The sequence below is a fragment of the Alkalilacustris brevis genome, assembly GCF_003350345.1.
In the GTDB taxonomy this organism is placed as follows: domain Bacteria; phylum Pseudomonadota; class Alphaproteobacteria; order Rhodobacterales; family Rhodobacteraceae; genus Alkalilacustris; species Alkalilacustris brevis.
The window spans coordinates 24,401-48,483 of record NZ_QNVJ01000084.1; the positions used below are offsets into that span (position 1 = coordinate 24,401).

Consider the following 24,083-nt stretch of genomic DNA (forward strand, 5'->3'; position numbering starts at 1 on the left):
TTTGCAAAGCCGGGCGCGCAAGAGTTTTCGCCAAAACACCCTACAGCCCCAGTGTGCGTTCGCGCCACATCACGTAGAGGATCGACAGGAGTGAGGCAAAAGCCGTCGCGATCATGATCACCAGAAGCGGCCACGGCCCGCTGCCCGGCACCAGAAGCGCCCCGGCAAGCGCCGAAAGCGCCGCCCCGCCGCCGATCGTGATCGCCCCGCCCAGACCCGAGGCCGACCCTGCCAGCCGCGGCCGCACCGAAAGCATCCCCGAGGTGGCGTTGGGCAGGAGCATCCCGTTGCCGATGCCGGTAAAGAAGAAGAAGCCGAAAAAGACCGCCGGGTGGTTCAGGCCCGACAGGATGCTGGCGCCCATCGCAAGCAGCCCGCCGAGGCATATCGCGGCACCGTAAAACACCATGCGGTTGATCCCCAGCCGCACCGAATACCGCCCCGACAGGAAATTGCCCAAGGCATAGCCAACCGCAGGAAAGCCGAAATAGACGCCAAGGGCGGCGGCCGACAACCCATATACCTGCGCCCCCACGAAAGGCGCCCCACCCAGGAACGCAAAGAACACCCCCGAGGCAAAGGCCGCCGCCGCGCAATATCCCCAGAACCGGCGCGAGCTGAGCAGTTCCGGGTATTGCGCGAATTGCGCGCGAAAGCTGGCCGGGCGGTTGGTGGCGGTTTCACCCAGGTCGGACCAGCTTAGCGCAAGCACGGCCAGCGCGAAGACCAGCATGAAGACGAAACTCGCCTGCCAGCCGAACATCGCATCCAGCGCACCGCCGACCATCGGCGCGATCATCGGCACCAGCGCCATGCCCATCGTCACATAGCCGATCATCGAAGCGGCTCGTTCCGGCCCGTGCATGTCGCGCACCGCGGCACGGCTGAGGACGAGTGCGGCCACCACCACGGACTGGCACATCCGGAAGAACAGGAACAGCTCAATCGTCGGCGCCGCCAGCGTGCCCAGCGTCGCCAGAACGAAGAGCACCAGAGATGCAAGGATGACCGGCCGCCGGCCGTACCTGTCGGAGATTGGTCCGACCACGATCTGAAGCAGGCCGTTCACCGCCAGGTACAGCGACACCGAAAGCTGCACGATCCAGTATTCTGCCTGGAACCAGCTGGCCATGTTGGGCAGCGACGGCAGGAACATCGTCATCGACATCGAGGCCGTGCCGGTCAGCAGGACCAGCGTGGCGATATGTGGCGGGGTGGTGCGGTCGAGGAATCGGACCGGCGCTGAATCTGTCATCCCATCGGTTTAGGACGCACCCTGCGGGATGTCTATCTGCACGGAGTAGTGGCGCAGAATTTGCTTTTATTCATTTTGCTATTCTGCAGGTGCATTATATTTGCAAATTTTCCGGAAACCGCTTTGTCACCCCTGCTGCAACCTGTACCCTGACAGGGAGGATCAAGGGGACATGCCATGCGCGACATTCTTGCCGAACTTGAACGGCGACGCACCGCTGCCCGCCTGGGCGGCGGGCAAAAGCGCATCGACGCGCAGCACGCCAAGGGAAAGCTGACCGCGCGCGAGCGCATCGAGCTGCTGCTCGACGAAGACTCCTTCGAAGAGTTCGACATGTTCGTCACCCATCGCTGCACCGAGTTCGACATGGAGCAGAGTCGCCCTTACGGCGACGGGGTCGTGACCGGCTGGGGCACCGTCAATGGCCGGATGATCTATGTGTTCAGCCAGGATTTCACCGTCTTCGGCGGCTCGCTGTCAGAGACGCACGCGCTCAAGATCGCCAAGATCATGGACATGGCGGTGCAGAACGGCGCGCCGGTGGTCGGCATCAACGATTCGGGCGGGGCGCGCATCCAGGAGGGCGTGGCCAGCCTTGCCGGCTATGCCGAGGTGTTTCAGCGCAACATCATGGCCTCGGGCGTGGTGCCGCAGATCAGCCTGATCATGGGGCCCTGTGCGGGCGGCGCCGTCTACAGCCCGGCGATGACCGATTTCATCTTCATGGTGCGCGACTCAAGCTACATGTTCGTCACCGGCCCCGATGTGGTGAAGACCGTCACCAACGAGGTCGTCACTGCCGAGGAACTGGGCGGCGCGCATACCCACACGAGCAAGTCGTCGGTCGCCGATGGCGCCTTCGAGGACGACATGGAGGCGCTGATGGAGGTGCGCCGGCTGATTGATTTCCTGCCGCTGTCAAACCGCGAGAAGCCGCCCCAGCGCCCCTTTTTCGATGATCCCGCGCGCCTTGAGCCCAGCCTCGACACACTGGTGCCCGCCAACCCCAATCAGCCCTACGACATGAAGGAGCTGATCACGAAGCTGGCTGACGAGGGGGATTTCTTTGAAATTCAGGAAGCTTTTGCGCGCAACATCATCACCGGCTTCATCCGGCTCGAAGGGTCCACCGTCGCCGTGGTCGCCAATCAGCCCATGGTGCTGGCCGGCTGCCTGGATATCGACTCCAGCCGCAAGGCCGCGCGATTCGTGCGGTTCTGCGACGCGTTCGAGATCCCGATCCTCACGCTGGTCGATGTGCCCGGCTTCCTGCCGGGAACCGGACAGGAACATGGCGGCGTGATCAAGCACGGCGCCAAGTTGCTCTTTGCCTATGGCGAGGCGACGGTGCCGAAGGTCACGGTGATTACCCGCAAGGCCTATGGCGGGGCTTACGATGTCATGGCGTCGAAACATCTGCGGGGCGATGTGAACTATGCCTGGCCCACGGCCGAGATCGCGGTGATGGGGGCCAAGGGCGCGGTCGAGATCCTGTATCGCAGCGAGCTGGGCGATGCCGAGAAGATTGCCGCGCGCACGAGGGATTACGAAGACCGTTTCGCCAACCCCTTCGTGGCGGCGGAAAAGGGCTTCATCGACGAGGTAATCATGCCCCAGTCCACCCGCCGCCGGGTCTGCCGGGCCTTCGCCGCGCTGCGCGGCAAGAAGCTGAGCAACCCGTGGAAGAAGCACGACAACATGCCGCTCTAGGGGATGGCGATGCAGCGATGGCAGATCATGCGATATGTGCTGGTGGCGGTATGCGCCGGCCTCGTGGGGGGCAGCGCCCTGCCCGCTGCCGGTCAGTCTGTCCCTTCGGGCCAGCCGGTGGGCCTGCATGAAGCAATCCTCGAGCCGCAGCCCGACGGCACCCACTGGCTGCGCCTGCGATTCATTGCCCCGCGCCTGGGCGAAGACGCGAGCCAGATCGGCCCCGAGGCCGCGCAGGACGACATGGATTACCTGTGTCGCACGGTCGGCCTGCCGGTCGCCGAGCGCAGCGGGCGCGAGGTGTCGCGCGTGGTGATTTCACTCTCGCGCGAAGAGGTGGATTTCGGGGTCGCAGCCCCCGGCGTCACCCAGTATTTTGAGGCTTATCTGCCCGCCATGGACGACTGCATATGGGAAGAATTCTGATGCACCCGCAATATCTTGCGCCAATTGCGCCCAGCGCCCGGCATCCTGATGCAGCCACGCCACAGCGCGCCAACTTGCATCGCGCCGGATATTCCGACGCCCCGCTTTGGCGTATGATTCCGGCTGACCGTCATCCGGCGGTCGTCAGAGCAGACAACGGGCAGGCGGCCCGCAGAATGGCCGCACTGCCCCAAAAAGTGAGCAGGAGTCATTCATGTCCAAGAGCAGCAGGACAATTCTTGCGGTGTTCGCACTCGCAGTTGTCACGGCCTGCGCGCCCCGCGCCCAGCAGCCCGTCTACGAACCGATCCCCGCACCCGTCACCGACGACCGGGCCGGCGGCAAATACGCCAAGTAAGCACCATCACATGCTTCCCGCACCGGAGCGGTCGCTTGCCGCCCCGGTGCTCAAGGTTTCGGCAAGCAGCCCGGATACCGTTGCACGAAGGGGCCGCGCCCGAAACGGCGCGGCGCCGCCCGAAACGCTAGGAAATTCAAGAAATCTGGAGTATATTTTCACGCTCAATCACTTGCGCGTGAATTCGCGCCATTACGGGAGCGAAGAATGCCTGACCTCAAACTCATTACCGCCGGGCTGGCAGCACTTACTATCTTGGGGGCCTGCGCGCCCAAGTCCCAGCCAGTTCAACATGTCCTTATCGAGCCGGTTTACACCAAGACCGGCGGCGGAACCGGATCATGCCCCGAAGGCTATGTCATATCACGCACCACGGCCGCGCCGCAGCGCGAGGTCTGCGTCCCTTCCGATTGTGATGATTCGTTCTGGCGCGGGCAGACCTCCGTGGCCGGCTTGCCCTGGTGTGTGCCACCGCAGACCTTCCGTGACGAAGGTAGCGGAAACGGCAACGGCCGCGAGCGGTCGCCGAACGATCCCAGGGCCGGGTAATCCTGCCCCAGGTAGACAGCCAGTTTCCGCCGCGCCTTCTTACAACCAGGAGGCGCGGCCATGCTGAAGCACCGTGGCTTTCCCGGGCGGTTGCCGGGAACCGATCACCAGTTCACCATTCGCCGCGCGCACAAGGCGGGGGCGACGCGATTGATTGCGCGCGAGCGCCACGCCGACCGCCGACCGGCCGACCGGCGCGCGGATGCCTGGTTCATGGCCGCGCTGTGGCGGCATTTCGGCGAAGAGCCCTTTGAGCGCGGCAATCTAGATGCCGGGCGGCTTTCCTGGCTGTTCGGGCGCGAAGTCGTGCCCGCAGAAGAGCCTTTCGACCCCGAAAGCTATGAGGCCCTGCTGCGCATCGACGTGGCACGGGCGCGGGCCGCCTTCCCCGAGTCGTTCGGCCCGGACTGGCCGTCATGAAAACGGATGGCACGAATCCGCGCATCAACAGGCCGATCCGGCAAGGTTCTGCCGATGCCTTGCGACGACGCACAGCAAGCATTGCGCCGGCGCGCAGGGGCAGCGAATCTGCCCGCGTGAGGCGATCTGGCCGGGCAATGCCCCGTCGCTTTCACCGGGGCGACTGCGTCGTTCCCTTCCCTCCTGCGCGGTCCCGGCCTGAAACGGCCGGACCGTGCCTTTTGCACGTCGGGCAGGTGGGCGGGGAACCGGGGCAACCTTGGGGGCGTTTCATCTGTGTTGGCAGTGAACGTTTCGGCCCAACAGCGAAAAGGAAAGGACAGGAACAATGCGGAAAATGGCAGGAATTTTGGGTGTGGTCGGTCTGCTTGGCCTTGCGGCCTGCGGCGAGAACATCGGCCAGCAGGCGATTCTGGGCGGTGGCACCGGCGCAGTGGCCGGGGCAGTTGTCGGCGGCGACCCGATCACCGGCGCAGCCGTCGGCGCGGCGGGCAACGTGGCGTTTTGCCAGCTCTACCCGGAACGCTGCCGCTGAGGCGGCGCAGGCGCCGCTCAGCGCGACGCTGACATCGCTCCGCCTGCGGGCGGATTGCACGGATTTTCGGGCATCGCGCAGAAGCGCGGTGCCCGTTTCTGTTGCGTGGCGCGCTGGCAAGGAGGAATGCGCAGCATGTTCGACAAGATCCTGATCGCCAACCGTGGCGAGATCGCCTGCCGGGTCATCAAGACGGCGCGCAAGATGGGCATCGCGACCGTCGCGGTCTATTCAGATGCCGACCGCAACGCGCTGCATGTGGAGATGGCCGACGAGGCCGTGCATATCGGCCCGGCACCCGCGAGCCAGTCCTACCTGGTGATCGACAACATCCTCGCGGCGATCCGCCAGACCGGGGCGCAGGCGGTGCATCCGGGCTATGGCTTTCTGTCAGAGAACCGCAAGTTCGCCGAGGCGCTGGCGGCCGAGGGCGTGGCCTTCATCGGCCCGCCCGCCGGCGCGATCGAGGCGATGGGCGACAAGATCACCTCCAAGAAGCTGGCCGCCGAGGCCGGTGTCAGCACGGTGCCGGGCTATATGGGCCTGATCGCCGACGCCAATGAAGCGGTGAAGATCTCGGGCGAGATCGGCTATCCGGTGATGATCAAGGCAAGCGCGGGCGGCGGCGGCAAGGGGATGCGCATCGCCTGGACCGACGAAGAGGCGCGCGAGGGGTTCCAATCGTCGAAGAACGAGGCCGCCAGCAGTTTTGGCGACGACCGCATCTTCATCGAAAAATTCGTCACCCAACCGCGTCATATCGAGATCCAGGTGCTGGCCGACCAGCACGGCAACACTGTCTATCTACACGAGCGCGAATGCTCCATCCAACGGCGCAACCAGAAGGTCATCGAAGAGGCGCCCTCGCCGTTTCTGGATGCGGCCACCCGCAAGGCGATGGGCGAACAGGCCTGCGCGCTGGCGGCAGCGGTGGGCTATACCAGCGCCGGCACTGTCGAGTTCATCGTCGATGGCGCGCGCAATTTCTACTTTCTGGAGATGAACACCCGCCTGCAGGTGGAACATCCGGTGACCGAGTTGATCACCGGCGTCGATCTGGTCGAGCAGATGATCCGCGTGGCCGCCGGCGAGGCACTGCCCTTCGCGCAAGACGATCTGAAGATCAACGGCTGGGCCATCGAGAGCCGGCTTTACGCCGAAGACCCCTATCGCAACTTCCTGCCCTCGACAGGGCGGCTTTCACGCTATCGCCCACCCGCCGAGCGGGCCGAACCCGCGCGCGCGGTGCGCAACGACACCGGCGTCTATGAGGGCGGCGAGATCAGCATGTTCTACGATCCGATGATCGCCAAGCTTTGCACCTGGGCGCCCGACCGCGCCGCAGCGATCGAGGAAATGCGCCGCGCGCTCGATGCGTTCGAACTGGAGGGGATTGGCCACAACCTGCCGTTCCTCAGCGCGGTGATGGATCACCCACGCTTTGCCAGCGGTGAGATCACCACCGCCTTCATCGCCGAGGAATACCCCGAGGGCTTTGCCGGCGTCACGCCCGATGCGGCCACCATGCGCCGGCTGGCTGCCGTGGCCGCCCATTTGAAGATGCGCAAGGAGGCGCGCGCGGCGCAGATTTCCGGCGCGATGCCCAACCACCGCCGCCGCATCAGCCCCGAATGGGTGGTTTTCCTGGGGCGCGAGAGTTTCCCCGTGCGGATAAGCGAAACCGGCGAGGGCACCCAGGTCGAGATGGAAGATGGCGAGGTGCTCGAAGTGCGCTCGGCCTGGACGCTGGGCGAGCGGCTGTTTCGCGGCACGGTTGGCGAAAGCGAGATGATCGTCAAGGTGGAGTTCATCCGCGGCGGCGCGCGCCTGCGCCATCGCGGCGCCGGGTTCAAGGCGGTGGTGCGCTCGCCCCGCCAGGCGGAACTGGCGGCATTGATGCCCGAAAAGGCCCCGCCTGATACGTCGAAACTGCTGCTCTGCCCGATGCCGGGGCTGGTGGTGGCGCTGCATGTGGAGGAAGGCGCCGAGGTCCATGAAGGCCAGGCGCTGGCCACGGTCGAGGCGATGAAAATGGAGAACATCCTGCGCGCCGAGCGCAAGGGCACCGTCAGCGCCATCCGCGCGCAGCCGGGCGCGAGCCTTGCCGTGGATGATGTGATCATGGAGTTCGCGTGATGGCGTCCGGCCAGCCCCTGCGTGCCCCTTGGGCCAGCGCCATGCCCGGTTGCGGGCGTGGCCATGCCTCCGGCGGGGATATTTCTTTCACAGTGAAGAGGCAGGGCGCGCGCGCGGGGGCGCGGCGCTCAATCGCGGCCCGAGGGCAGCCGATCGAGGATTTCCTGCCTGCGCGAGGGGAACTTGTCGATGGTCTGGACAATCTCACGGCCCGGGCGCGGGTTGGGGCGGCGCAGTTTGACTTCGCCGTCCTTGTCGAGGATGGCCAGCATGAAGCCACGCGGGCGCAGCCGCTCGCGCGCCTGGCTGTTGGCCGAAGGGTCGGTATCGAGCACCACGACGACATCGCGCGCGATCATTTCATCGGCGCGTTCCTCAAGATAGCGGACCTGCCGTTCGAAGGACGGGTCGTTGGGAATGTCAGCGAAGATCACGATGGGCCGCATGGTCCAGAGGAAATCTTCGAGATCGACTTCGGCCGCGTCATGGACCTGCAGCCCCTCGATGATTTCGTCCTCCATGAGGGCATCTTCGGCGATGGTGCCCGTGGCGGCCTCAGGGCCTTGTGCCTCGGCTGCCGGGGCGGCGCCATCGGTGGCCAGTGTGATCGGCTCCTGGGCCAGGGCGGCCAGCGGAAGACATGCAGCGAGTATCGTGATCCGGAATGGTTTCATGGGGCCTCCTGTTCATCAGGATATAGGAGCTTTGCGCAGGATTACACAGCCGGAATTTCACAAGATTGCTGCCCGGCAGGGGCGCAGCCACAGCAACAGGAGTTGACGCGATGACCGAGGACCGCCGCGCCTGGCAAGACCTGGCCCGCAAGGAGTTGCGCGGCCGCGACCCCGACAGCCTGGTCTGGAACACGCTGGAAGGCATCAAGGTGCGCCCGCTTTACACCGAGGCCGACCTGGAGGGGCTGGCGCATCTGGGGGGGCTGCCGGGGGTGGCGCCCTATACCCGCGGGCCGCGCGCGACCATGTATGCCGGGCGGCCCTGGACGATCCGGCAATATGCGGGGTTTTCCACCGCCGAGGAATCGAACGCCTTCTACCGCAAGGCGCTGGCGGCCGGGCAGCAGGGGGTGAGCGTGGCCTTCGATCTGGCAACGCATCGTGGCTATGACAGCGATCATCCGCGCGTCGAGGGCGATGTGGGCAAGGCCGGCGTGGCGATCGACAGCGTGGAGGACATGAAGATCCTGTTCGATGGCATCCCGCTGGATCAGGTCAGCGTGTCGATGACGATGAATGGCGCGGTCATTCCGGTGCTGGCGAATTTCATCGTCACCGGCGAGGAACAGGGCGTGGACCGCGCCAAGCTCTCGGGCACGATACAGAACGATGTCCTCAAGGAGTTCATGGTTCGCAACACCTATGTCTATCCGCCCGAGCCGAGCATGCGGATCGTGGCCGACATCATCGAATACACGGCCGGCGAAATGCCGAAATTCAACTCGATCTCGATTTCCGGCTATCACATGCAGGAGGCAGGCGCGAACCTGGTGCAGGAGCTGGCCTTCACCCTTGCGGACGGGCGCGAGTATGTGCGCGCAGCCATTGCGCGGGGCATGGATGTGGACCGTTTCGCGCCGCGGCTGTCGTTTTTCTTCGCCATCGGCATGAATTTCTTCATGGAAGCCGCCAAGTTGCGCGCGGCGCGGCTTTTGTGGGCGCGTATCATGGAAGAGTTCGCGCCGCAGGATCCAAGATCCTCCATGCTGCGCACTCATTGCCAGACCAGCGGTGTGAGCCTGACCGAGCAGGACCCCTACAACAACGTCATCCGCACCGCCTATGAGGCTCTGTCAGCCGTGTTGGGGGGCACCCAGTCGCTGCATACCAACGCGCTGGATGAAGCCATCGCCCTGCCCACCGAGTTCAGCGCCCGTATCGCGCGCAACACGCAGTTGATCCTGCAGGAGGAAACCGGGGTCACGAATGTCGTCGATCCGCTGGCGGGCAGCTATTACGTCGAAAGCCTCACGGCCGAGCTGGCGGAAAAGGCCTGGGCGCTGATCGAGGAGGTCGAGGGCATGGGCGGCATGACCAAGGCCGTGGCCAGCGGAATGCCCAAGCTGCGCATCGAGGAGACCGCCGCGCGGCGTCAGGCGATGATCGACCGGGGCGCGCAGGTGATCGTTGGCGTCAACAAGTATCGAAAGGAGAGCGAAGACCCGATCGACATTCTGGATATCGACAACGACAAGGTGCGCGCGGGTCAGATCGCGCGGCTGGCGCGGGTGCGCGCGGAACGCGACGATGCCGGTTGCGAGGCCACGCTTGCCGAGTTGAGCCGCCGCGCGGCCGAGGGTGGCAACCTGCTTGAGGCGGCGGTCGAGGCGGCGCGTGCGCGGGCCACGGTGGGAGAGATCAGCATGGCGATGGAGAAGGTTTTCGGGCGCCATCGGGCCGAGGTGAAAACCCTCGCCGGTGTCTATGGCGCGGCCTATGAGGGCGACGATGATTTCACGGCAATTCAGGCCGAGGTCGAGGCCTTTGCCGAGGCCGAGGGCCGGCGCCCGCGAATGCTGGTGGTCAAGATGGGGCAGGACGGGCATGACCGGGGCGCCAAGGTGATCGCCACGGCCTTTGCCGATATCGGCTTTGATGTGGATGTCGGCCCGCTTTTTCAGACCCCCGATGAGGCCGCGCAGGATGCGGTGGACAACGATGTGCATGTGGTGGGCATCTCGAGCCAGGCTGCCGGGCACCGGACACTGGCGCCCAGGCTGATCGAGGCGCTCAAGGCACAGGGTGCGGGGGATATCCTGGTGATCTGCGGCGGAGTCATTCCGCAGCAGGATTATCAGTTTCTGAAAGATGCCGGCGTGAAGGCGATCTTCGGCCCCGGCACCAACATTCCGGCGGCGGCGCGCGATATCCTGGCGCTCATTCGTTCCCGCGGCACAGGCGCGGGCTGAACCATGGGCAGGGCCTTGAAAAATCGCCGCAGCCCGCTGACAGCACCGCGAGGACCGGATAAGTTGAACCCATGAATATCTGGAAACGCATCGCCGAGGCCGTTGCCGCGCTGGCCCGGGGCGAAAGTCTCGCCCGGGTATTCGAGCATTTGCGCACCCCGCCTGAACGCAGCGTGGCCTTCACCATCGCGGTGATCGCGCTGGGGGCCAAGATGGCCAAGGCCGACGGGCAGGTGCGCCGATCCGAGGTGACGGCCTTTCGCGAGGTGTTCTCGATCCCGCCGGGCGAGGAGCGCAACGCCGCGCGGGTGTTCGATCTGGCACGGCAGGACGTGGCGGGATATGACCTGTATGCGCGGCGCATTGCCTCGATGTTCGGCCCCGGCGATCCGGTGCTGATCGACCTGGTCGAGGGGCTGTTTCACATCGCGGTGGCCGACGGCGAATATGACCCCGCTGAGGATGCCTTCCTGCATGATGTCGCGCGGATCTTCGGGTTAAGCGAGCGCTGCTTTCGCTGCATCAAGGCGCGGTTCGTGCCCGACGCCCCGGCCGACCCGTATGAAGTGCTGGATGTCTCGCCCGATGCCCCGATGGAAGAACTGCGCGCAGCCTGGCGTCGCGCCGTGCGCGAAAGCCACCCCGACAGGCTGATCGCGCGCGGTGTGCCCGAAGAGGCCGTGAAACTGGCCGAAGGGCGGCTGGTCGCGGTGAACAAGGCCTGGGAGGAAATCACCCGGGACCGCGCCGCGTGAGGCTGGCAACCTATAACGTCGAATGGTTCAACGCGCTTTTCGGTGACGATCACATGCCCATCGAGGATGACGGCCCCTCGGGGCGCTACGGGATCAGCCGGGCGCAGCAGCTTTACGGGCTGGGGATTGCCTTTACCGCGCTGGATGCCGATGCGGTGATGGTGATCGAAGCCCCCGACGAGGGCAACGGGCGCTCATCCGTCACGGCGCTGGAGAATTTCGCGCGCCATTTCGGGCTGCGCACGCGCAAGGCGCTGATCGGATTTGCCAGCGAAAGCCAGCAGGAGATCGCACTGCTCTACGATCCCGACGCGCTGAGCGTCGTGCACGAACCCCTGGGAGAGCCCACGGGCAAGCACGGCCGCGAAGGGGCGCCGCGTTTCGACGGGGTGCTTCGGTTGGGCCCGGACGAGAATGGCACGGAACAAAAGGTCGTGTTCTCGCGCCCGCCGCTGGAATTGCTTGTGGAAAGCCGCGCGGGCAATGTCTTTCGGCTGATCGGGGTGCATACCAAGGCCAAGGTGCCCCATGGCGCGCGCGATGCCGAGGATGCGATACGCCTTGCCGTCGAGAACCGGCGCAAGCAGTTCGCGCAATGCGTCTGGCTGCGGCGCCGGATCGAGGAACATCTCTGCGCGGGCGATCCGCTGATCGTGATGGGCGATTTCAACGACGGCCCCGAGATCGACGAGTATGAATTGCTGTTTCCCCGCTCGGGCGTCGAGGTGGTGCTAGGCTGGGACGGGCCGCGCGACCTGCAGCTTTATGATCGCAACGCGCGCAAGGCGCTGAGCAAGCACCTGGCGGCGGCGCCCTCGTCGGCGCGGTTCCTGCTGCCGCACGGGCAGTATGTCTCGGCATTGCTGGACTACATCATGATCTCGCCCGAGTTGCGCACGCGCAACCCCAAATGGCGGATCTGGCACCCGTTCGATGACAAGGGCTGTTTCGAAATTCCCGAATTGCGCGAGGCGCTGCTTTTGGCGTCGGATCACTTTCCGGTGACGCTGGACATCGATCTCTGAGCACGCTTCTTCGTGCGGCGCATTTGCGCTATCATGCGCGCATGAAGATTATGCGCCCCCTCCACCGCCGCCTGTTGGGCCTGATGACGGGCCTGGCGCTGGCAGTCTCGCCGACGCTTTCCCTTTCGGGGGCCGGCGAGGGTGCGGCATGGGCTTCAGAGGAAGGCGACACATCCGGCATGAACGAAGGGCTGGGCCTGATCGAGGAAGGCGCGCGGCTTATCCTGCGCGGCCTGATGGACGAGATGGACCCGCTTTTCGACGAGCTGGAAAAGATGATCGACGACCTTACGCTCTATCACCGGCCCGAGATACTGCCCAATGGCGACATCATCCTGCGCCGCCGCGTACCGCTTGAGCCCGACGAGCCGCCGCAGGGCGAGGGGGGCACGCAGCCGGACGAGGAAATCGACATCTGACAGGCCGCCGGTGCTTTGGCGTCCGGCGCGCCTGAAGGGATTCGGACCGCACCGAAGGCGCGGCCCGAAAGGCCTGCTCACCCTGCAGCAGGCAGCCCCAGAAGCCAGGTCGCCATGGCGAAATAGATTACCACACCGATAGCATCGGCAAGCGAGGTGATCAGCGGCGCCGAGGCCGTCGCCGGGTCCATGCCGAAACGGCTGAGCAGAAACGGCATCGACATCCCGATCAGGCTGCCCACGAGCACGATCAACACCATGGTCAGCGCGACCACGAATGCAATCTCGGGCCCCGCGCGGAATACGCCGATGGCCGATACCGCCAGCGCCATGGTCAGCCCCAGCGCCCCGGCCACAACGACTTCGCGGCCCAGCATCCGGCTCCAGTCGCGCAGACGCACATCGCCCGTGGCCAGCGCGCGCACCATCAGCGTGGCCGACTGGCTGCCCGCATTGCCGCCCGAGTCGATCAAGAGCGGCAGGAAGAAGACCAGCGCGATATAGGCCGCGATGATTTCCTCGAAATAGGCGATGCCGGCGCCGGAAAAGATGTTACCGAACACCAAGATCACCAGCCACGGCAGCCGCTTGCGATAGAGCAGCCCCGCCGAGGCGCGCATCATCGAGGTGCCCACGTCACGCACCGCGCCCACCCTGGCGAAGCTGACATCATCTACTGCGCGCGCGACATCGAACGCGTCATCGTGGGTCACGATACCCACCAGCCGATCGCCGCCATTGATCACCGGCACGGCCAGCAGGTCGTATTTCTCGATCATGCGCACCGCGACGGCGCGGTCGTCTTCGGCGCGCAGGTGCGGCGGCGCGCGGCGCATGACCTCTGAGACAAGCGCGCTGTCAGGCGCGACCAGCAGCTCGCGCAGGCTGGCGGTGCCGACCAGGCGGCCGGCCTCATCCATGACGTAGGAGTGGTAGATGGTTTCGGAATCGGGTGCAGCGCGACGCAGATGTGCCAGCGCCTCTACCGTGGTCAGGTCGGCCGGCAGCGTCGCGTAATCCGATGTCATGATCGCGCCAACCGTACCTTCCTCGTAAGAGGCCAGCTTCAGCAGGTCATCGCGCTCGGCCTGGGCCAGACCGGGCAGGAGGGCCTGCTTCTGGTCCTCGTCGAGTTGGGCGAAAAGGTCGGCGCGTTCGTCATGGGCCATGGCATCGAAGATGCGCGCCATGTCCTTGCGCGACAGGGCGCGGGCAATGCCGGCCTGGGTTTCATGGTCGAAATACCCAAACAGGACCGCCTGGCGGTCTTCGGGCAGGCAGCTCAACAAGGTTGCCATTTCCTGCCGCGTGAAATCGCCCGCCATCGCGACAACATCGGCGGGGTGGGCATGGCGCAAGCTACGGGCCAGTTCGGCCTTGCGGCCTTCGCGCAGCATCAGGGCCAGATCGGCCCGGGTCAGGGTCGTGGTGTTCATCGGTCATCCTCCGACTGCAGGGCCTGACAGCCCTGCCGCCCCTGCCCAGCAGGCGCGCGTCAGCCGTCAGACCGGTATTTCAGTAAGAGGGCCTTCAGCCACGCGAAGCAAGAAGCGGCGCGCGGCCAGGCCGGTATTACTTCCGTCTTTCACAGTGGCCTCCATCAATGCGCCGGGCCGGCCCCGGCGCGGTGAATGCGGTTGCGCGCGATACCAACTCTGGTCTGGCGGTCAACCGTTGCCAAGGCGAAAAACGCCTCTCTGGCAGGGTTTGCGGACGCGGCCGGCGGGTTTGCCGAAAAGCAAGAAGGCAGGCCAACGCGGCCTGCCCCCGTCATCTTGCAACCAGGTGCGCGCGACCATCCCGGTCGCGCGGTGCTCAGGCGGCTTCCGGCGCGCGCGCCTGGGCTTTCCCGGCCTCGACCGTCTGGCCGATCGCACGGCGCTGCGGCGCGGCCCCGCCCTGGGTGATCTCGATCCTGCGGGGCTTGAGCGCCTCGGGCAGCTCGCGCACCAGGTCGATATGCAGCATCCCGTCGGCATGGGTTGCCGCATCGACGCGCACATGATCGGCCAGGTGAAAACGCCGCTCGAAGGCGCGGGTGGCGATGCCGCGGTGCAGATAGGTGCGATCTTCCTCGTCCTCGGCCTTGCGGGCGGAAACGATCAGCGCGCTCTCCTTCACCTCGACATTGAGTTCGTCGGCAGCAAACCCGGCCACCGCGATCGAGATGCGATAGGCGTTCTCGTCGGTCTTTTCGATATTGTAGGGCGGATAGGTCGGGGTCGTGACCTCGCTGGACATGACGCGATCCAGAAGATCGGTGATCCGGTCAAACCCGACGGTCGCACGGTAAAGGGCATCAGGGTCGAAACGACGCATGGCAGTCATCCTCCTTGCTTGAGCGATGTCTTGAACCGCGGCCCTCCCTTATGGGACGGGCCAGTACACCCAGGCCCGGCTTCGGCGCCTGGACATCGGGGAATCTGGGAAGCGGCCAGCAGCGATTCAAGAGGGAAGAGCCTTGAATAACCCGACTTGAGAGGAGACCCGAGGGCAGCGCCTGCCCAGGCAGGCGCTTGTGCCTGACGGCACCACCGGCGCGGCGCTCAGCAAAGGATCTACGTTACAGTATGTTGAGGCGCTGCCCGGCGATGCCGCCGGGCGGGCCGTCTGGCAAGGGGCTGTGACATGCACAGGCCTTGAGAGAGCAATACGCCCGCGCGTTCAGGGGCGGATGAATCGTGCGCCAATTTCGGGGCGGGTATCGCCGGCCGCGGCTGACGGACCGGAGGACGGCACGCGGCCATTCGCAAGCGCCTGGTGCAGGGTGGCAATCTCATCGCGCAGGGCGGTGCCCAGGGCCACTTCGCGCTGCTCCAGCTCGGCCTTGGCTGACACGACCGAGACAATCTGCGGCGCACCGCCCGCGCCGGCTGCGAAAACCGGCGCGCCGGAAGCCCCGAAATCCACCGGGCAGGACAACACCAGCACCCGGCGATCATTGTCGAGCACGTCGCACATTTCTTGCAGGGCGGGGGCCTCGGCTTGCGCCCGCGCGTAAGAAACGATGCTCACCCGTTCGCCCGGCCGCGCGGCATGGGCAATCGCGAATGGCTGCATCTGTGGCAGGCGGATCGGGCGGTCAAGCTCGATCACCGCCAGATCATGCGGCACATGCGCCAGCGCATCCTCGGACGCGGGCACATAGGCGGGATGCACCGCCACCCGACGCGCGCCGCGATAGGCCGCCGCGCGCCCGTTGCGCCACCCCGCCAGAAAGGTGATGTCGCCGGGCGCGATGCGCGCGCCACTGGCGGGGTCGAACAGGCAATGCGCGGCTGTCAGCACCTGATCGGGGGCGATCAGCGCACCGGTGCAGAAGCTCCCCTGCCCCAGATCGAGCCGTCCGACCGCCTCGAACCCGCGCCCCGCATCCGTGGTGGACAGAATCCGCGCACCATCCGCTCCCACCTGCGCCATCGCTGCGGCGGCGGGCAGCAGCGCCGCGCCCAAGGCGGCAACGATCCGGCGAAACAGGCGGGGCATGGACACTCCGTTGGTGGCGGCAGGATCCGGCAGTAACGCAGGGATGCGGCAAATTCAGGGCATATCGGCGGCAAGCGCGCGGGGGCGCGGCCCGCCGGTGGCCCAGTCGAGAAGTTCGACCGTATGCACCACCGGCCCACCGCCGTGATGGGTGATCTGCATCATGCAGCCCAGATTGCCCGCCGCCACCATATCGGCGCCGGTTGCGCGCAGGTGCCGGGCTTTCTGAGCGCCAAGCTGTCCGGCGATGGCAGGTTGCAACAGGTTGTATGTGCCCGCCGAGCCGCAGCAGATATGCGCCTCGGCCGGCTCGGTCACGGTGAAGCCGGCCGTTTCCAGCAAGTCCTTGGGAAGGGCCGTCACCCTCTGGCCATGGCGCAGCGAACAGGCCGAATGATAGGCCACGCGCAGCGCCGGCAGGCCCGTGCCCGCCCCCTCCGGCAGCCCCAGCCGGGCGACAAGTTCGGTGACGTCGAGCGCCCGCGCAGCCACATCCGCCGCCTGCGCGGCAAGCGGATCGTTGCGGAACATGTGCCCGTAATCCTTGATCACTGTGCCGCAGCCCGAAGTGTTGATCACCACTGCGTCCAGCCCGCCGGCGCCCTGTTCGGCGTGCAATGCCCGGATCAGCCGGCCCGCTGCGGTATGGGCATCGTCGCGCCGGCCCATGTGATGCGCCAGCGCCCCGCAACAGCCCGCATCGCGCGCGATCACCACCTCGCAGCCCAGCCGCGTGAGCAGCCGGATGGTGGCATCGTTGATATCGGTGTTGAGCGCGCGTTGCGCGCATCCGGTCATCAGCGCCACGCGCATCCGCCGTGCGCCCTGCGGCGCGAAGACCTGGGGATCATCATTGCGGCTGACCGGCGGGATCGGCGCAGCGGCCATGTCGAGCATCGCGCGCAGGCGCGCATCGGGCATCAGCCGGCGAAAGGGCCGCGCCAGCTTGGCTCCCGCCAGCGCCAGCCGGAACCGCCCGGGGCGCGGGAGCACCCGCGCCAGCAGCCAGCGCAATGCACGCTCGGCCGGGGGGCGGCGATAGGTGGCCTCGATATGGGCGCGGGCATGATCGACCAGGTGCATGTAATGCACGCCCGATGGGCAGGTTGTCATGCAGCCGAGGCACGACAGGCAACGATCCACATGGCGCACGGTGTCGGCATCGGCGGCGCGCCCGCTCTCCAGCATCTCCTTGATCATGTAGATGCGCCCGCGCGGGCTGTCGCGCTCATCCCCCAGCAGGCGATAGGTCGGGCAGGTCGCGGTGCAAAAGCCGCAATGAACGCAGGCGCGCAGCACCTCGTTCGACCGCGCGGTGTCGGGATCAGCCAGCTGTTCAGGGGTGAAATGGGTCTGCATGGCGTCTATCCCCTGCCGCTTGCGCCCGGCGCGGCGAAGATCCCGCGCGGGTCGAACTGTTGGCGCAACCCGGCCGAAAGCGCCGCAATGGCGGGCGGTTCGGGCTGCTGGCGGCCCAGCCGCGCGATGGTATCGGGCGCGGCGCGCATCAGCGTGGCATGGCCCGGAAGATCGCCCAACCGGGCGCGCAGATCGGTGCCTTCGGGAAACAGCATCCAGACCAGCCCACCGCCCCAATCGTAAAGCACATCCTCTGGCGAAACCCTGGCGCGGGACGCGGCCTCAGGCCCGTCCGAGGGCTTGACCGAAACGCGCCAGACATCGCCGCCGCGCCCGGCAAAGGGTGCGACATCGCGGATATCGCACCACAGCGCGGCCGATTCGGTGGCATCATCGATGACCTCGGCCGTGCCGAAAGGCGCCAGCCAATCAGCCAGCAGCCCGGCGCGGCGCTCGACAGCCTGCGCGAACCCCTCGATCCGCAGGAAGGTGCCCTGCCCCGGCCAATGCGCGGCACCCGAAACCTCCCAGGGGCTGCTCAGCCCGGCGGCAAGCGCCGCCACCGCGCGCACATCCTCCAGCCCACGCAGCGCAAGTGTTGTCTGCGCCTCGGGCCTTGGCGCGAGTTTCAGCGTCACCTCGCTCAGCGCGCCCAATGTGCCCATGCTGCCCGCAAGCAGGCGCACCAGGTCATAGCCGGTGACGTTCTTCATCACCCGGCCGCCATTGCGAATGATCGTGCCCTGCCCGTCAATGAACCGCACGCCAAGCAGGGCATCGCGGCACGCGCCAGCCTGAATGCGGCGCGGCCCCGAGGCATTGGCCGCCACCATGCCGCCAACCGTGGGCGCGCCCGTGCCGCCCGGGCGCGGTGCCGCGCCGGTGCCCAGCAGCGCGCGCGCGTCCATCGGCTCGAAGGCGAGGCGCTGGCCCTCGGTGGCAAGGCGCGCCTCGATCTCGTCCAGTGGGGTGCCGGCACGCGCGGTCATTGTCAACGCACCGGGATCGTACTCGGTGATGCCCGTCAGCGCGGCAGTGGATAGCGCCGCCCCGCCCCCAACGGCGATCCGGGTGCCGCCGCCAATGATGTCCAGCGGGCCGGAAGCCGCGCGCAACATTTCGGCAAGCTCGGCCTCATCGGCAGGTGTGTGCACCGCTACCCCTCCACTCATGGCAGTTCATCCGAGGGAATCAGCGGAAAGAACCGCCCGCCTGACCAAAGCCCAAACCAGCGCGCACCCTCGTGCATCTCATCTGCGCCCAGATCGACAAGGCGGTAAAAGCTCTTGCGATCGATCAGCGCCTCGAGCCCCGCGCGCACCATCACATAGGGCGATGGCTCGCCGCTCTCCGGATCGCGGGTGACGCGGATCGGGTGATCCGGGCCTGCAGTCACACTGTCGCCCACCTGGGTGGTGAAGGTCAGCCGTTGATCGCGCCCCTGCCCTTCTGCGGTGAAATCGACCGCCACGAAAGGCGCATCATCAACGGTGATTCCCACCTTTTCGACGGGTGTGACAAGAAAATACCTGTCACCCTCGCGTTTCAGGATCGAGGAAAACAGCCGCACCATCGCAGGCCGCCCGATGGGGGTGCCCTGGTAGAACCAGGTGCCATCGCGGGCGATGCGCATGTCGAGATCGCCGCAGAACGGCGGGTTCCACTTGTGCACCGGCGGCAGGCCACGCCCGCCGCTGGCCGCCCTGCTGGCCGCCGACATCACGCTTTCCGCCGTGGCTTTCACGATCTTTTGTGTGCTCATCCTTTTTGCCTGGCGCTCCCGGTGGCATAGTTCGGCTACAAACGTCATACAGCATAGCGCCCCCCGGCGTCACGCGCAGAGAGGGAAAACAGAATGGACGATCAGACGCGCCTTGTCGCGGAAATCGAACAGCTCGGCGAGCGGCTGGAAACCGCGCGCGACAGCATCAACCGCCGCTTCATCGGACAGGAACGGGTTGTGGAATTGACCCTTTCGGCCATGCTGTGCGGCGGGCACGCGCTGCTGATCGGGCTTCCGGGGCTGGGCAAGACGCGGCTGGTCGATACGCTGTCCACCGTGATGGGGCTGAACGGCAACCGAATCCAGTTCACCCCCGACCTGATGCCCGCCGACATCCTCGGCTCCGAAGTGCTGGAAACCGCCACTGACGGCAGCCGCGCCTTTCGCTTCATCGAGGGGCCGATCTTCTGCCAGCTTCTGATGGCCGACGAGATCAACCGCGCCAGCCCACGCACGCAGTCGGCGCTGCTGCAGGCGATGCAGGAGCGCGAGGTGACCATCGCCGGGCAGCATCGCAAGCTGGGCATGCCGTTTCATGTGCTGGCCACGCAAAACCCCATCGAACAGGAAGGCACCTATCCCCTGCCCGAGGCGCAGCTCGACCGCTTCCTGTTCCAGATCGACGTGGAATACCCCGACCGCGACACCGAACGCGCCATCCTGCTGGCCACCACCGGCACCGAGGAGGAGGAGGCCAGCGCCGTCTTCACCGCGGTCGAGTTGCTTGCCGCGCAGACCACTTTGCGCCGGATGCCGGTGGGCGAGGCAGTAATGGAGATGATTCTCGACCTGGTGCGCGCCTGTCGCCCCGGCGAGGCCGAAGCCAACGATGCCGTGAACGAATCCGTAAGCTGGGGGCCGGGGCCGCGGGCGGCGCAGGCGCTGATGCTGGCGGTGCGGGCGCGGGCGCTGATCGGCGGCCGGCTGGCCCCCGCGCCCGAGGACGTGATGGCACTGGCCCGCCCGGTGCTGAGTCACCGCATGGCACTGAGCTTTGCCGCGCGGGCGCGGGGCGACACGTTGTCTGCGCTGATCGAACAGGTCGCGCACCGTGTCACCCGCGCCGAGGCCGCCGCTTGAGCGCGCCGCGAGATACCACGCTGCCGCGTCAGGCTGCGGCCACCCTGCGCCACCGCGCCGAGTCGGCGGCGGCCGGGCTGCCGCCCCTGCTGGCCGAGGCCGAGCATCTTGCGGCCAATATCCTGCTGGGCGAGCACGGCCGCCGCCGCGCCGGCACGGGCGACGAATTCTGGCAATACCGCCCGGCCCATGCCCTCGATGCCGCCCGCAGCATCGACTGGCGCCGCTCGGCCCGGTCGGACGCCCATTTCGTGCGCGAACATGAATGGCAGGCGGCGCAGTCGGTGGTGTTCTGGGTCGATGATGCGGCCTCGATGCGTTTTGCCGGCGCGGCCAGTCGCCCCGAGAAAGGCGCGCGGGCACGGCTGCTGGCACTGGCCGCGGCCATCTTGCTTTTGCGCGGGGGCGAACGGGTCGGGCTGGCCGGGGGGCGGGCGCTTTCGGTTGCCGAAGAAGGGGCCGGGGCCGCCGGCAGTTGTGACGCCTCCGGCGGCCCCGGCCTGCCGCCGCGCAGCGGCTCCGTGCAGCGTGACCGCCTGGCGCTGGCGCTGGTCGAGATGGCCGGGGCTGCCTCCGCCGCAGCGGGCAGCAGCAATGAATACCGCCAGCCCGATCTGCGCGGCCTGCCCGCGCATGGGCGTGCGGTGCTGGTTTCGGATTTCTTCGGCGATCCTGCCCCGATCGAGCGCGCCGTCACCGCCGCCGCCGAGCGCGGTGTGCGCGGCGTCATGGTGCAGGTGCTAGACCCGGTCGAGGAAAGCTTTCCCTTCGACGGGCGCACCATCTTCGAGAGCATGGGCGGCAGCCTGCGCCACGAGACCCGCAAGGCGGGCGATCTGCGTGCGCGCTATCTGGCGCGGCTGGCCGAACGCAAAGACCGGCTGGCGGCGCTGGCGCGCAGCACCGGCTGGCTGTTTCAGGGCCACCATACCGACCAGCCGCCGCTGGGTGCGCTGGTGGCGCTTTATCACGCGCTTGAACGCAGGGGGCGGCGATGCTGACGCTGGGGCCGCTGGGGTTCACGGCGCCGGCGCTGCTGCTGGGGCTGCTGGCGCTGCCGCTTCTGTGGTGGCTCTTGCGCGCGGTGCCGCCCGCGCCGGTGGTGCGGCGCTTTCCCGGCGTGGCGCTTTTGCTGGGCCTGCGCGACGAGGAAACGCAGGCCGACCGCACGCCCTGGTGGCTTCTGCTGCTCAGGCTGGTGGCGATTGCCGCGGTCATCATCGCCTTTTCCGGCCCGGTACTGAACCCGCGCGCCGAGGAAGCGGGCAGCGGCCCGCTGCTGGTGATTGTCGATGGCAGCTGGGCCAATGCCCCCGACTGGCAGCGCAGCACCCGGCGGCTTGACGACCTGCTGGCCGATGCCGCGCGCAATGCCCGCCCCGTGGCGCTGGCCATGCTGAGCGACCCGCCTGCCGACACCACCCTGCCCCTACGTCCGGCCGAGCACTGGCGCGGCCGCCTTGCCGGGCTGGAGCCCAACCCCTGGGAGCCGGACGCCGCCGAGGCCCTGGCCGCCGCCCTGCCCGAGGGCGGGTTTGAAACCTTCTGGCTTTCCGACGGGCTGGCCCGCGAAGGGCGCGAGGCGCTGCTTGCCACGCTGGAGCAGCGCGGCCCCGTCACCGTTTTCGAAAGTCCGCGTCCGATCTACGCGCTGCAACCGGCCCGTTTCGAGGAAGGGCTGATAAAGATCACCGCCCTTCGCGCCGCTATCGAGGGCGCCGCCCCGGAAACCGAGATCGAGATCACCGCCCACGGCCCCGATCCGGCGGGCAACATGCGCGAGTTGGCCCGCGGCACGGTTCCGTTTGACGCAGGCGCCACCGAGGGGGAGCTTGCCTTGTCGCTCCAGCCCGAGTTGCGCAACCGCATCACCCGGTTTCAGATCACCAGCCAGCCCAGCGCCGGCGCGACCAGCCTGACCGATGACGCGCTGCAACGCCGCAAGGTGGCCTTGCTGGCCCCCAGCGAAGGGCGCGAGGCGCTGGAACTGCTTTCGCCGCTCTATTACCTGCGCCAAGCGCTCGATCCGGTGGCAGACCTGATCACCGGCGGGATTGACGATATCCTGCTGGCCAACCCCGATGTGGTCGTCTTTGCCGATGTCGCCCGCGTCACGGACATCGAGGCCGACATGCTGGTGGAATGGATGGAGGCAGGCGGGCTCCTGCTGCGCTTTGCCGGCCCCCGCGTCGCCGGAAGCGACATCAGCCGTGGCGAGATCGACCCGCTGATGCCCGTTCGGCTGCGCGCGGGCGGACGCACCGTGGGCGGCGCGATGAGCTGGGGCGAGCCGCGCGCGCTGCGGCCGTTCAACGAGGAATCGCCCTTCCATGGGCTGGAAGTGCCCGAGGATGTCACCGTCAGCGCCCAGGTTCTGGCCCAGCCCGACCCTGCTTTGACCGAGCGCGCCATCGCCACGCTGGCCGACGGCACACCGCTGGTGACACGCCGCCATGTGGGCCAGGGGCAGGTGGTGCTGTTTCATGTCACCGCCAATGCCGAATGGTCCACGCTGCCGATCTCGGGGCTGTTCGTGCAGATGCTTGAACGTCTGGCCGTCTCCACCCGCCCCAGCCGGCCCGGCGCCGACGAGCTTGCCGGCTCGACCTGGGTGCCACGGCAGGTGCTCGATGCCTTCGGCGCGGTGTGGGATGCGGGCAGCATGGCCGGGATCGACGGGCCGCGCCTGGCCGACGGCGCCGTGTCGGCCGATCTGCCCCCGGGCATCTATGCCGAGGGCGAGCGGCGGCTGGCGCTGAATGCCATCGCGCCCGAGCGCGCGCTTGTCCGCACTGCCTGGCCCGCGAATGTCCGGGTTGAAGGGGTGCAGCTTGTTCGGGAAACCCCGCTCAAGGGGGCTTTCCTCTCGGTCGGGTTACTCGCACTGCTGATCGACGTTTTCGCCACGCTCTGGTTGTCCGGGCAATTGCCCGGACAGGGGCGCGCCAGTCGAAAAGGCGGCAGCGGGAGGGGGGCCGGCGCGGCGCTGTCGGGCTGGCTGCTGGTGCCGGGGCTGGCACTGGCGCTGGCGTTGGTGGCACCGATCTCGGGGCCCGCGCTGGCGCAAAACTCGGGCAACGGCGCGCCCGCCGACGACCGGCTGGCCCTGCGCGCCACATCCGAGGTCGTGCTGGCCCATGTGCTGACGGGCGATCCGCGCGTCGATGAGGTGGCCGAGGCTGGGCTTCGCGGGCTGTCGCGCACGCTGACACTGCGCACCTCGGTCGAGCCGGCCAACCCCATCGGCATCAACCTGGAAAACGACGAGCTGGCCTTCTTCCCCTTCCTCTACTGGCCGGTGACCGCCGAGATGCCCACGCCCTCGGACGCGGCCTATGCCCGGCTCAACCGCTATCTGCGCACCGGCGGGATGATCCTGTTCGACACCCGCGATGCCGACATGGCGGGTTTCGGTTTTTCCTCGCCCACTGGGCGGCGGTTGCAGGAACTGGCGCGGCCGCTCGACATTCCGCCGCTTGAGACCGTGCCCGAGGATCACGTACTGACTCGCACCTTCTACCTGATCCAACGGTTCCCCGGCCGCCATGATGGCGAGGTCTGGGTCGAGGCTGCGCCGCCCGACACCGAACAGGCCGAGGGGATGCCGTTTCGCAGCCTCAATGACGGGGTGACGCCGGTGGTGATCGGCGGCAACGACTGGGCCGCGGCCTGGGCGACCAACGAACGCGGCCAGCCGATGATAAGCATCGGGCGCGGTCAGGCGGGCGAGCGACAGCGCGAAATCGCCAACCGTTTCGGGGTGAACCTGATCATGCATGTACTGACCGGCAACTACAAATCCGATCAGGTGCATGTGCCTGCCCTGCTCGAGCGGCTGGGCCAATGAACGCAAGGAACACGCGC

At 67.0% G+C, this 24,083-nt stretch carries 21 protein-coding genes; 13 read left to right on the forward strand and 8 right to left on the reverse strand.

Annotation, left to right across the window (positions count from 1 at the left end):
* Positions 1-40: 40 nt before the first annotated feature.
* Positions 41-1,255, reverse strand: a complete 1,215-nt coding sequence (locus DQ229_RS13105; protein ID WP_114966712.1) for a multidrug effflux MFS transporter — start codon at positions 1,253-1,255, stop codon at positions 41-43.
* Positions 1,256-1,432: 177 nt separating this feature from the next.
* Here DQ229_RS13105 and DQ229_RS13110 point away from each other — a divergent pair, with 177 nt between their 5' ends.
* The 6 genes from DQ229_RS13110 (at position 1,433) to DQ229_RS13130 (ending at position 7,389) form a co-directional block, all read left to right on the forward strand.
* The gene (locus tag DQ229_RS13110; RefSeq protein WP_114966713.1) at positions 1,433-2,965 is read left to right on the forward strand and encodes an acyl-CoA carboxylase subunit beta; all 1,533 of its coding nucleotides are present in this window, start codon (positions 1,433-1,435) and stop codon (positions 2,963-2,965) included.
* Positions 2,966-2,974: 9 nt separating this feature from the next.
* Positions 2,975-3,391 carry a DUF6497 family protein gene (locus tag DQ229_RS13115; protein ID WP_155326526.1) on the forward strand — a complete coding sequence of 139 codons (417 nt, stop codon included), beginning with the start codon at positions 2,975-2,977 and terminating at the stop codon, positions 3,389-3,391.
* 214 nt (positions 3,392-3,605) lie between these two features.
* The gene (locus DQ229_RS16390) at positions 3,606-3,749 is read left to right on the forward strand and encodes a hypothetical protein (protein ID WP_155326527.1); all 144 of its coding nucleotides are present in this window, start codon (positions 3,606-3,608) and stop codon (positions 3,747-3,749) included.
* A 609-nt stretch (positions 3,750-4,358) separates the two neighbouring features.
* Positions 4,359-4,718, forward strand: coding sequence for a hypothetical protein (locus DQ229_RS13120; RefSeq protein ID WP_114966715.1), 360 nt, complete (start codon positions 4,359-4,361; stop codon positions 4,716-4,718).
* Between the two features lie 337 nt (positions 4,719-5,055).
* On the forward strand, positions 5,056-5,253 hold the full coding sequence (locus tag DQ229_RS13125; protein WP_420796872.1) for a hypothetical protein: 198 nt from the start codon (positions 5,056-5,058) through the stop codon (positions 5,251-5,253).
* A 135-nt stretch (positions 5,254-5,388) separates the two neighbouring features.
* Positions 5,389-7,389: an acetyl-CoA carboxylase biotin carboxylase subunit gene (locus tag DQ229_RS13130; protein ID WP_114966748.1), complete on the forward strand. Its 2,001-nt coding sequence runs from the start codon at positions 5,389-5,391 to the stop codon at positions 7,387-7,389.
* A gap of 128 nt (positions 7,390-7,517) precedes the next feature.
* Here DQ229_RS13130 and DQ229_RS13135 read toward each other — a convergent pair whose 3' ends face one another.
* Complete coding sequence (locus DQ229_RS13135) at positions 7,518-8,063, reverse strand: DUF4174 domain-containing protein (RefSeq protein WP_114966717.1); 546 nt, start codon at positions 8,061-8,063, stop codon at positions 7,518-7,520.
* A 110-nt stretch (positions 8,064-8,173) separates the two neighbouring features.
* On the opposite strand from DQ229_RS13135, the gene scpA reads away from it, so the two are divergent.
* From scpA to DQ229_RS16855, 4 genes are all read left to right on the forward strand, one after another.
* Complete coding sequence (scpA, locus tag DQ229_RS13140; protein ID WP_114966718.1) at positions 8,174-10,312, forward strand: methylmalonyl-CoA mutase; 2,139 nt, start codon at positions 8,174-8,176, stop codon at positions 10,310-10,312.
* A gap of 71 nt (positions 10,313-10,383) precedes the next feature.
* On the forward strand, positions 10,384-11,067 hold the full coding sequence (locus DQ229_RS13145) for a molecular chaperone DjiA (protein ID WP_114966719.1): 684 nt from the start codon (positions 10,384-10,386) through the stop codon (positions 11,065-11,067).
* Positions 11,064-12,092, forward strand: a complete 1,029-nt coding sequence (locus DQ229_RS13150; RefSeq protein ID WP_114966720.1) for an endonuclease/exonuclease/phosphatase family protein — start codon at positions 11,064-11,066, stop codon at positions 12,090-12,092. The genes DQ229_RS13145 and DQ229_RS13150 overlap by 4 nt, the downstream gene beginning before the upstream one ends.
* A gap of 41 nt (positions 12,093-12,133) precedes the next feature.
* Entirely contained in the window at positions 12,134-12,511 is a 378-nt protein-coding gene (locus DQ229_RS16855) for a hypothetical protein (protein WP_238381079.1), read from the forward strand.
* Between the two features lie 77 nt (positions 12,512-12,588).
* Here DQ229_RS16855 and mgtE read toward each other — a convergent pair whose 3' ends face one another.
* The 6 genes from mgtE to DQ229_RS13185 form a co-directional block, all read right to left on the reverse strand.
* Positions 12,589-13,947 carry a magnesium transporter gene (gene mgtE, locus DQ229_RS13160; RefSeq protein ID WP_114966721.1) on the reverse strand — a complete coding sequence of 453 codons (1,359 nt, stop codon included), beginning with the start codon at positions 13,945-13,947 and terminating at the stop codon, positions 12,589-12,591.
* 379 nt (positions 13,948-14,326) lie between these two features.
* On the reverse strand, positions 14,327-14,830 hold the full coding sequence (locus DQ229_RS13165; RefSeq protein WP_114966722.1) for an Hsp20 family protein: 504 nt from the start codon (positions 14,828-14,830) through the stop codon (positions 14,327-14,329).
* 345 nt (positions 14,831-15,175) lie between these two features.
* The gene (locus tag DQ229_RS13170) at positions 15,176-15,997 is read right to left on the reverse strand and encodes a trypsin-like serine peptidase (RefSeq protein ID WP_114966723.1); all 822 of its coding nucleotides are present in this window, start codon (positions 15,995-15,997) and stop codon (positions 15,176-15,178) included.
* Between the two features lie 54 nt (positions 15,998-16,051).
* Positions 16,052-17,356 carry a glycolate oxidase subunit GlcF gene (gene glcF / locus DQ229_RS13175; RefSeq protein WP_114966724.1) on the reverse strand — a complete coding sequence of 435 codons (1,305 nt, stop codon included), beginning with the start codon at positions 17,354-17,356 and terminating at the stop codon, positions 16,052-16,054.
* Between the two features lie 5 nt (positions 17,357-17,361).
* The gene (locus DQ229_RS13180) at positions 17,362-18,528 is read right to left on the reverse strand and encodes an FAD-binding protein (protein WP_114966725.1); all 1,167 of its coding nucleotides are present in this window, start codon (positions 18,526-18,528) and stop codon (positions 17,362-17,364) included.
* Entirely contained in the window at positions 18,525-19,118 is a 594-nt protein-coding gene (locus DQ229_RS13185) for a DUF1285 domain-containing protein (protein WP_114966726.1), read from the reverse strand. Before DQ229_RS13185 ends, DQ229_RS13180 begins: the two co-directional genes overlap by 4 nt.
* Positions 19,119-19,211: 93 nt before the next feature.
* Between DQ229_RS13185 and DQ229_RS13190 the strand changes: the two genes are divergently transcribed.
* The 3 genes from DQ229_RS13190 to DQ229_RS13200 are packed head-to-tail and all read left to right on the forward strand — an operon-like array spanning position 19,212 to position 24,066.
* On the forward strand, positions 19,212-20,219 hold the full coding sequence (locus DQ229_RS13190) for an AAA family ATPase (RefSeq protein WP_114966727.1): 1,008 nt from the start codon (positions 19,212-19,214) through the stop codon (positions 20,217-20,219).
* Positions 20,216-21,220 (forward strand): DUF58 domain-containing protein, encoded by a 1,005-nt coding sequence (locus DQ229_RS13195; RefSeq protein WP_238381080.1) that lies wholly within the window; start codon positions 20,216-20,218, stop codon positions 21,218-21,220. The genes DQ229_RS13190 and DQ229_RS13195 overlap by 4 nt, the downstream gene beginning before the upstream one ends.
* Positions 21,214-24,066: a DUF4159 domain-containing protein gene (locus DQ229_RS13200; RefSeq protein WP_114966728.1), complete on the forward strand. Its 2,853-nt coding sequence runs from the start codon at positions 21,214-21,216 to the stop codon at positions 24,064-24,066. The genes DQ229_RS13195 and DQ229_RS13200 overlap by 7 nt, the downstream gene beginning before the upstream one ends.
* Positions 24,067-24,083: the final 17 nt, after the last annotated feature.

Bases quoted from the DNA above. Each gene is read 5' to 3' on its own strand.
- DQ229_RS13180 (WP_114966725.1), bottom strand. From the start codon at position 18,528: ATGAGTGGAGGGGTAGCGGTGCACACACCTGCCGATGAGGCCGAGCTT.
- mgtE (WP_114966721.1), bottom strand. From the start codon at position 13,947: ATGAACACCACGACCCTGACCCGGGCCGATCTGGCCCTGATGCTGCGC.
- glcF (WP_114966724.1), bottom strand. From the start codon at position 17,356: ATGCAGACCCATTTCACCCCTGAACAGCTGGCTGATCCCGACACCGCG.
- DQ229_RS16855 (WP_238381079.1), top strand. From the start codon at position 12,134: ATGAAGATTATGCGCCCCCTCCACCGCCGCCTGTTGGGCCTGATGACG.
- DQ229_RS13165 (WP_114966722.1), bottom strand. From the start codon at position 14,830: ATGCGTCGTTTCGACCCTGATGCCCTTTACCGTGCGACCGTCGGGTTT.
- DQ229_RS13115 (WP_155326526.1), top strand. From the start codon at position 2,975: ATGCAGCGATGGCAGATCATGCGATATGTGCTGGTGGCGGTATGCGCC.
- DQ229_RS13120 (WP_114966715.1), top strand. From the start codon at position 4,359: ATGCTGAAGCACCGTGGCTTTCCCGGGCGGTTGCCGGGAACCGATCAC.
- DQ229_RS16390 (WP_155326527.1), top strand. From the start codon at position 3,606: ATGTCCAAGAGCAGCAGGACAATTCTTGCGGTGTTCGCACTCGCAGTT.
- DQ229_RS13190 (WP_114966727.1), top strand. From the start codon at position 19,212: ATGGACGATCAGACGCGCCTTGTCGCGGAAATCGAACAGCTCGGCGAG.
- DQ229_RS13145 (WP_114966719.1), top strand. From the start codon at position 10,384: ATGAATATCTGGAAACGCATCGCCGAGGCCGTTGCCGCGCTGGCCCGG.
- DQ229_RS13130 (WP_114966748.1), top strand. From the start codon at position 5,389: ATGTTCGACAAGATCCTGATCGCCAACCGTGGCGAGATCGCCTGCCGG.
- DQ229_RS13170 (WP_114966723.1), bottom strand. From the start codon at position 15,997: ATGCCCCGCCTGTTTCGCCGGATCGTTGCCGCCTTGGGCGCGGCGCTG.
- scpA (WP_114966718.1), top strand. From the start codon at position 8,174: ATGACCGAGGACCGCCGCGCCTGGCAAGACCTGGCCCGCAAGGAGTTG.
- DQ229_RS13105 (WP_114966712.1), bottom strand. From the start codon at position 1,255: ATGACAGATTCAGCGCCGGTCCGATTCCTCGACCGCACCACCCCGCCA.
- DQ229_RS13110 (WP_114966713.1), top strand. From the start codon at position 1,433: ATGCGCGACATTCTTGCCGAACTTGAACGGCGACGCACCGCTGCCCGC.
- DQ229_RS13135 (WP_114966717.1), bottom strand. From the start codon at position 8,063: ATGAAACCATTCCGGATCACGATACTCGCTGCATGTCTTCCGCTGGCC.
- DQ229_RS13200 (WP_114966728.1), top strand. From the start codon at position 21,214: ATGCTGACGCTGGGGCCGCTGGGGTTCACGGCGCCGGCGCTGCTGCTG.
- DQ229_RS13125 (WP_420796872.1), top strand. From the start codon at position 5,056: ATGGCAGGAATTTTGGGTGTGGTCGGTCTGCTTGGCCTTGCGGCCTGC.
- DQ229_RS13185 (WP_114966726.1), bottom strand. From the start codon at position 19,118: ATGAGCACACAAAAGATCGTGAAAGCCACGGCGGAAAGCGTGATGTCG.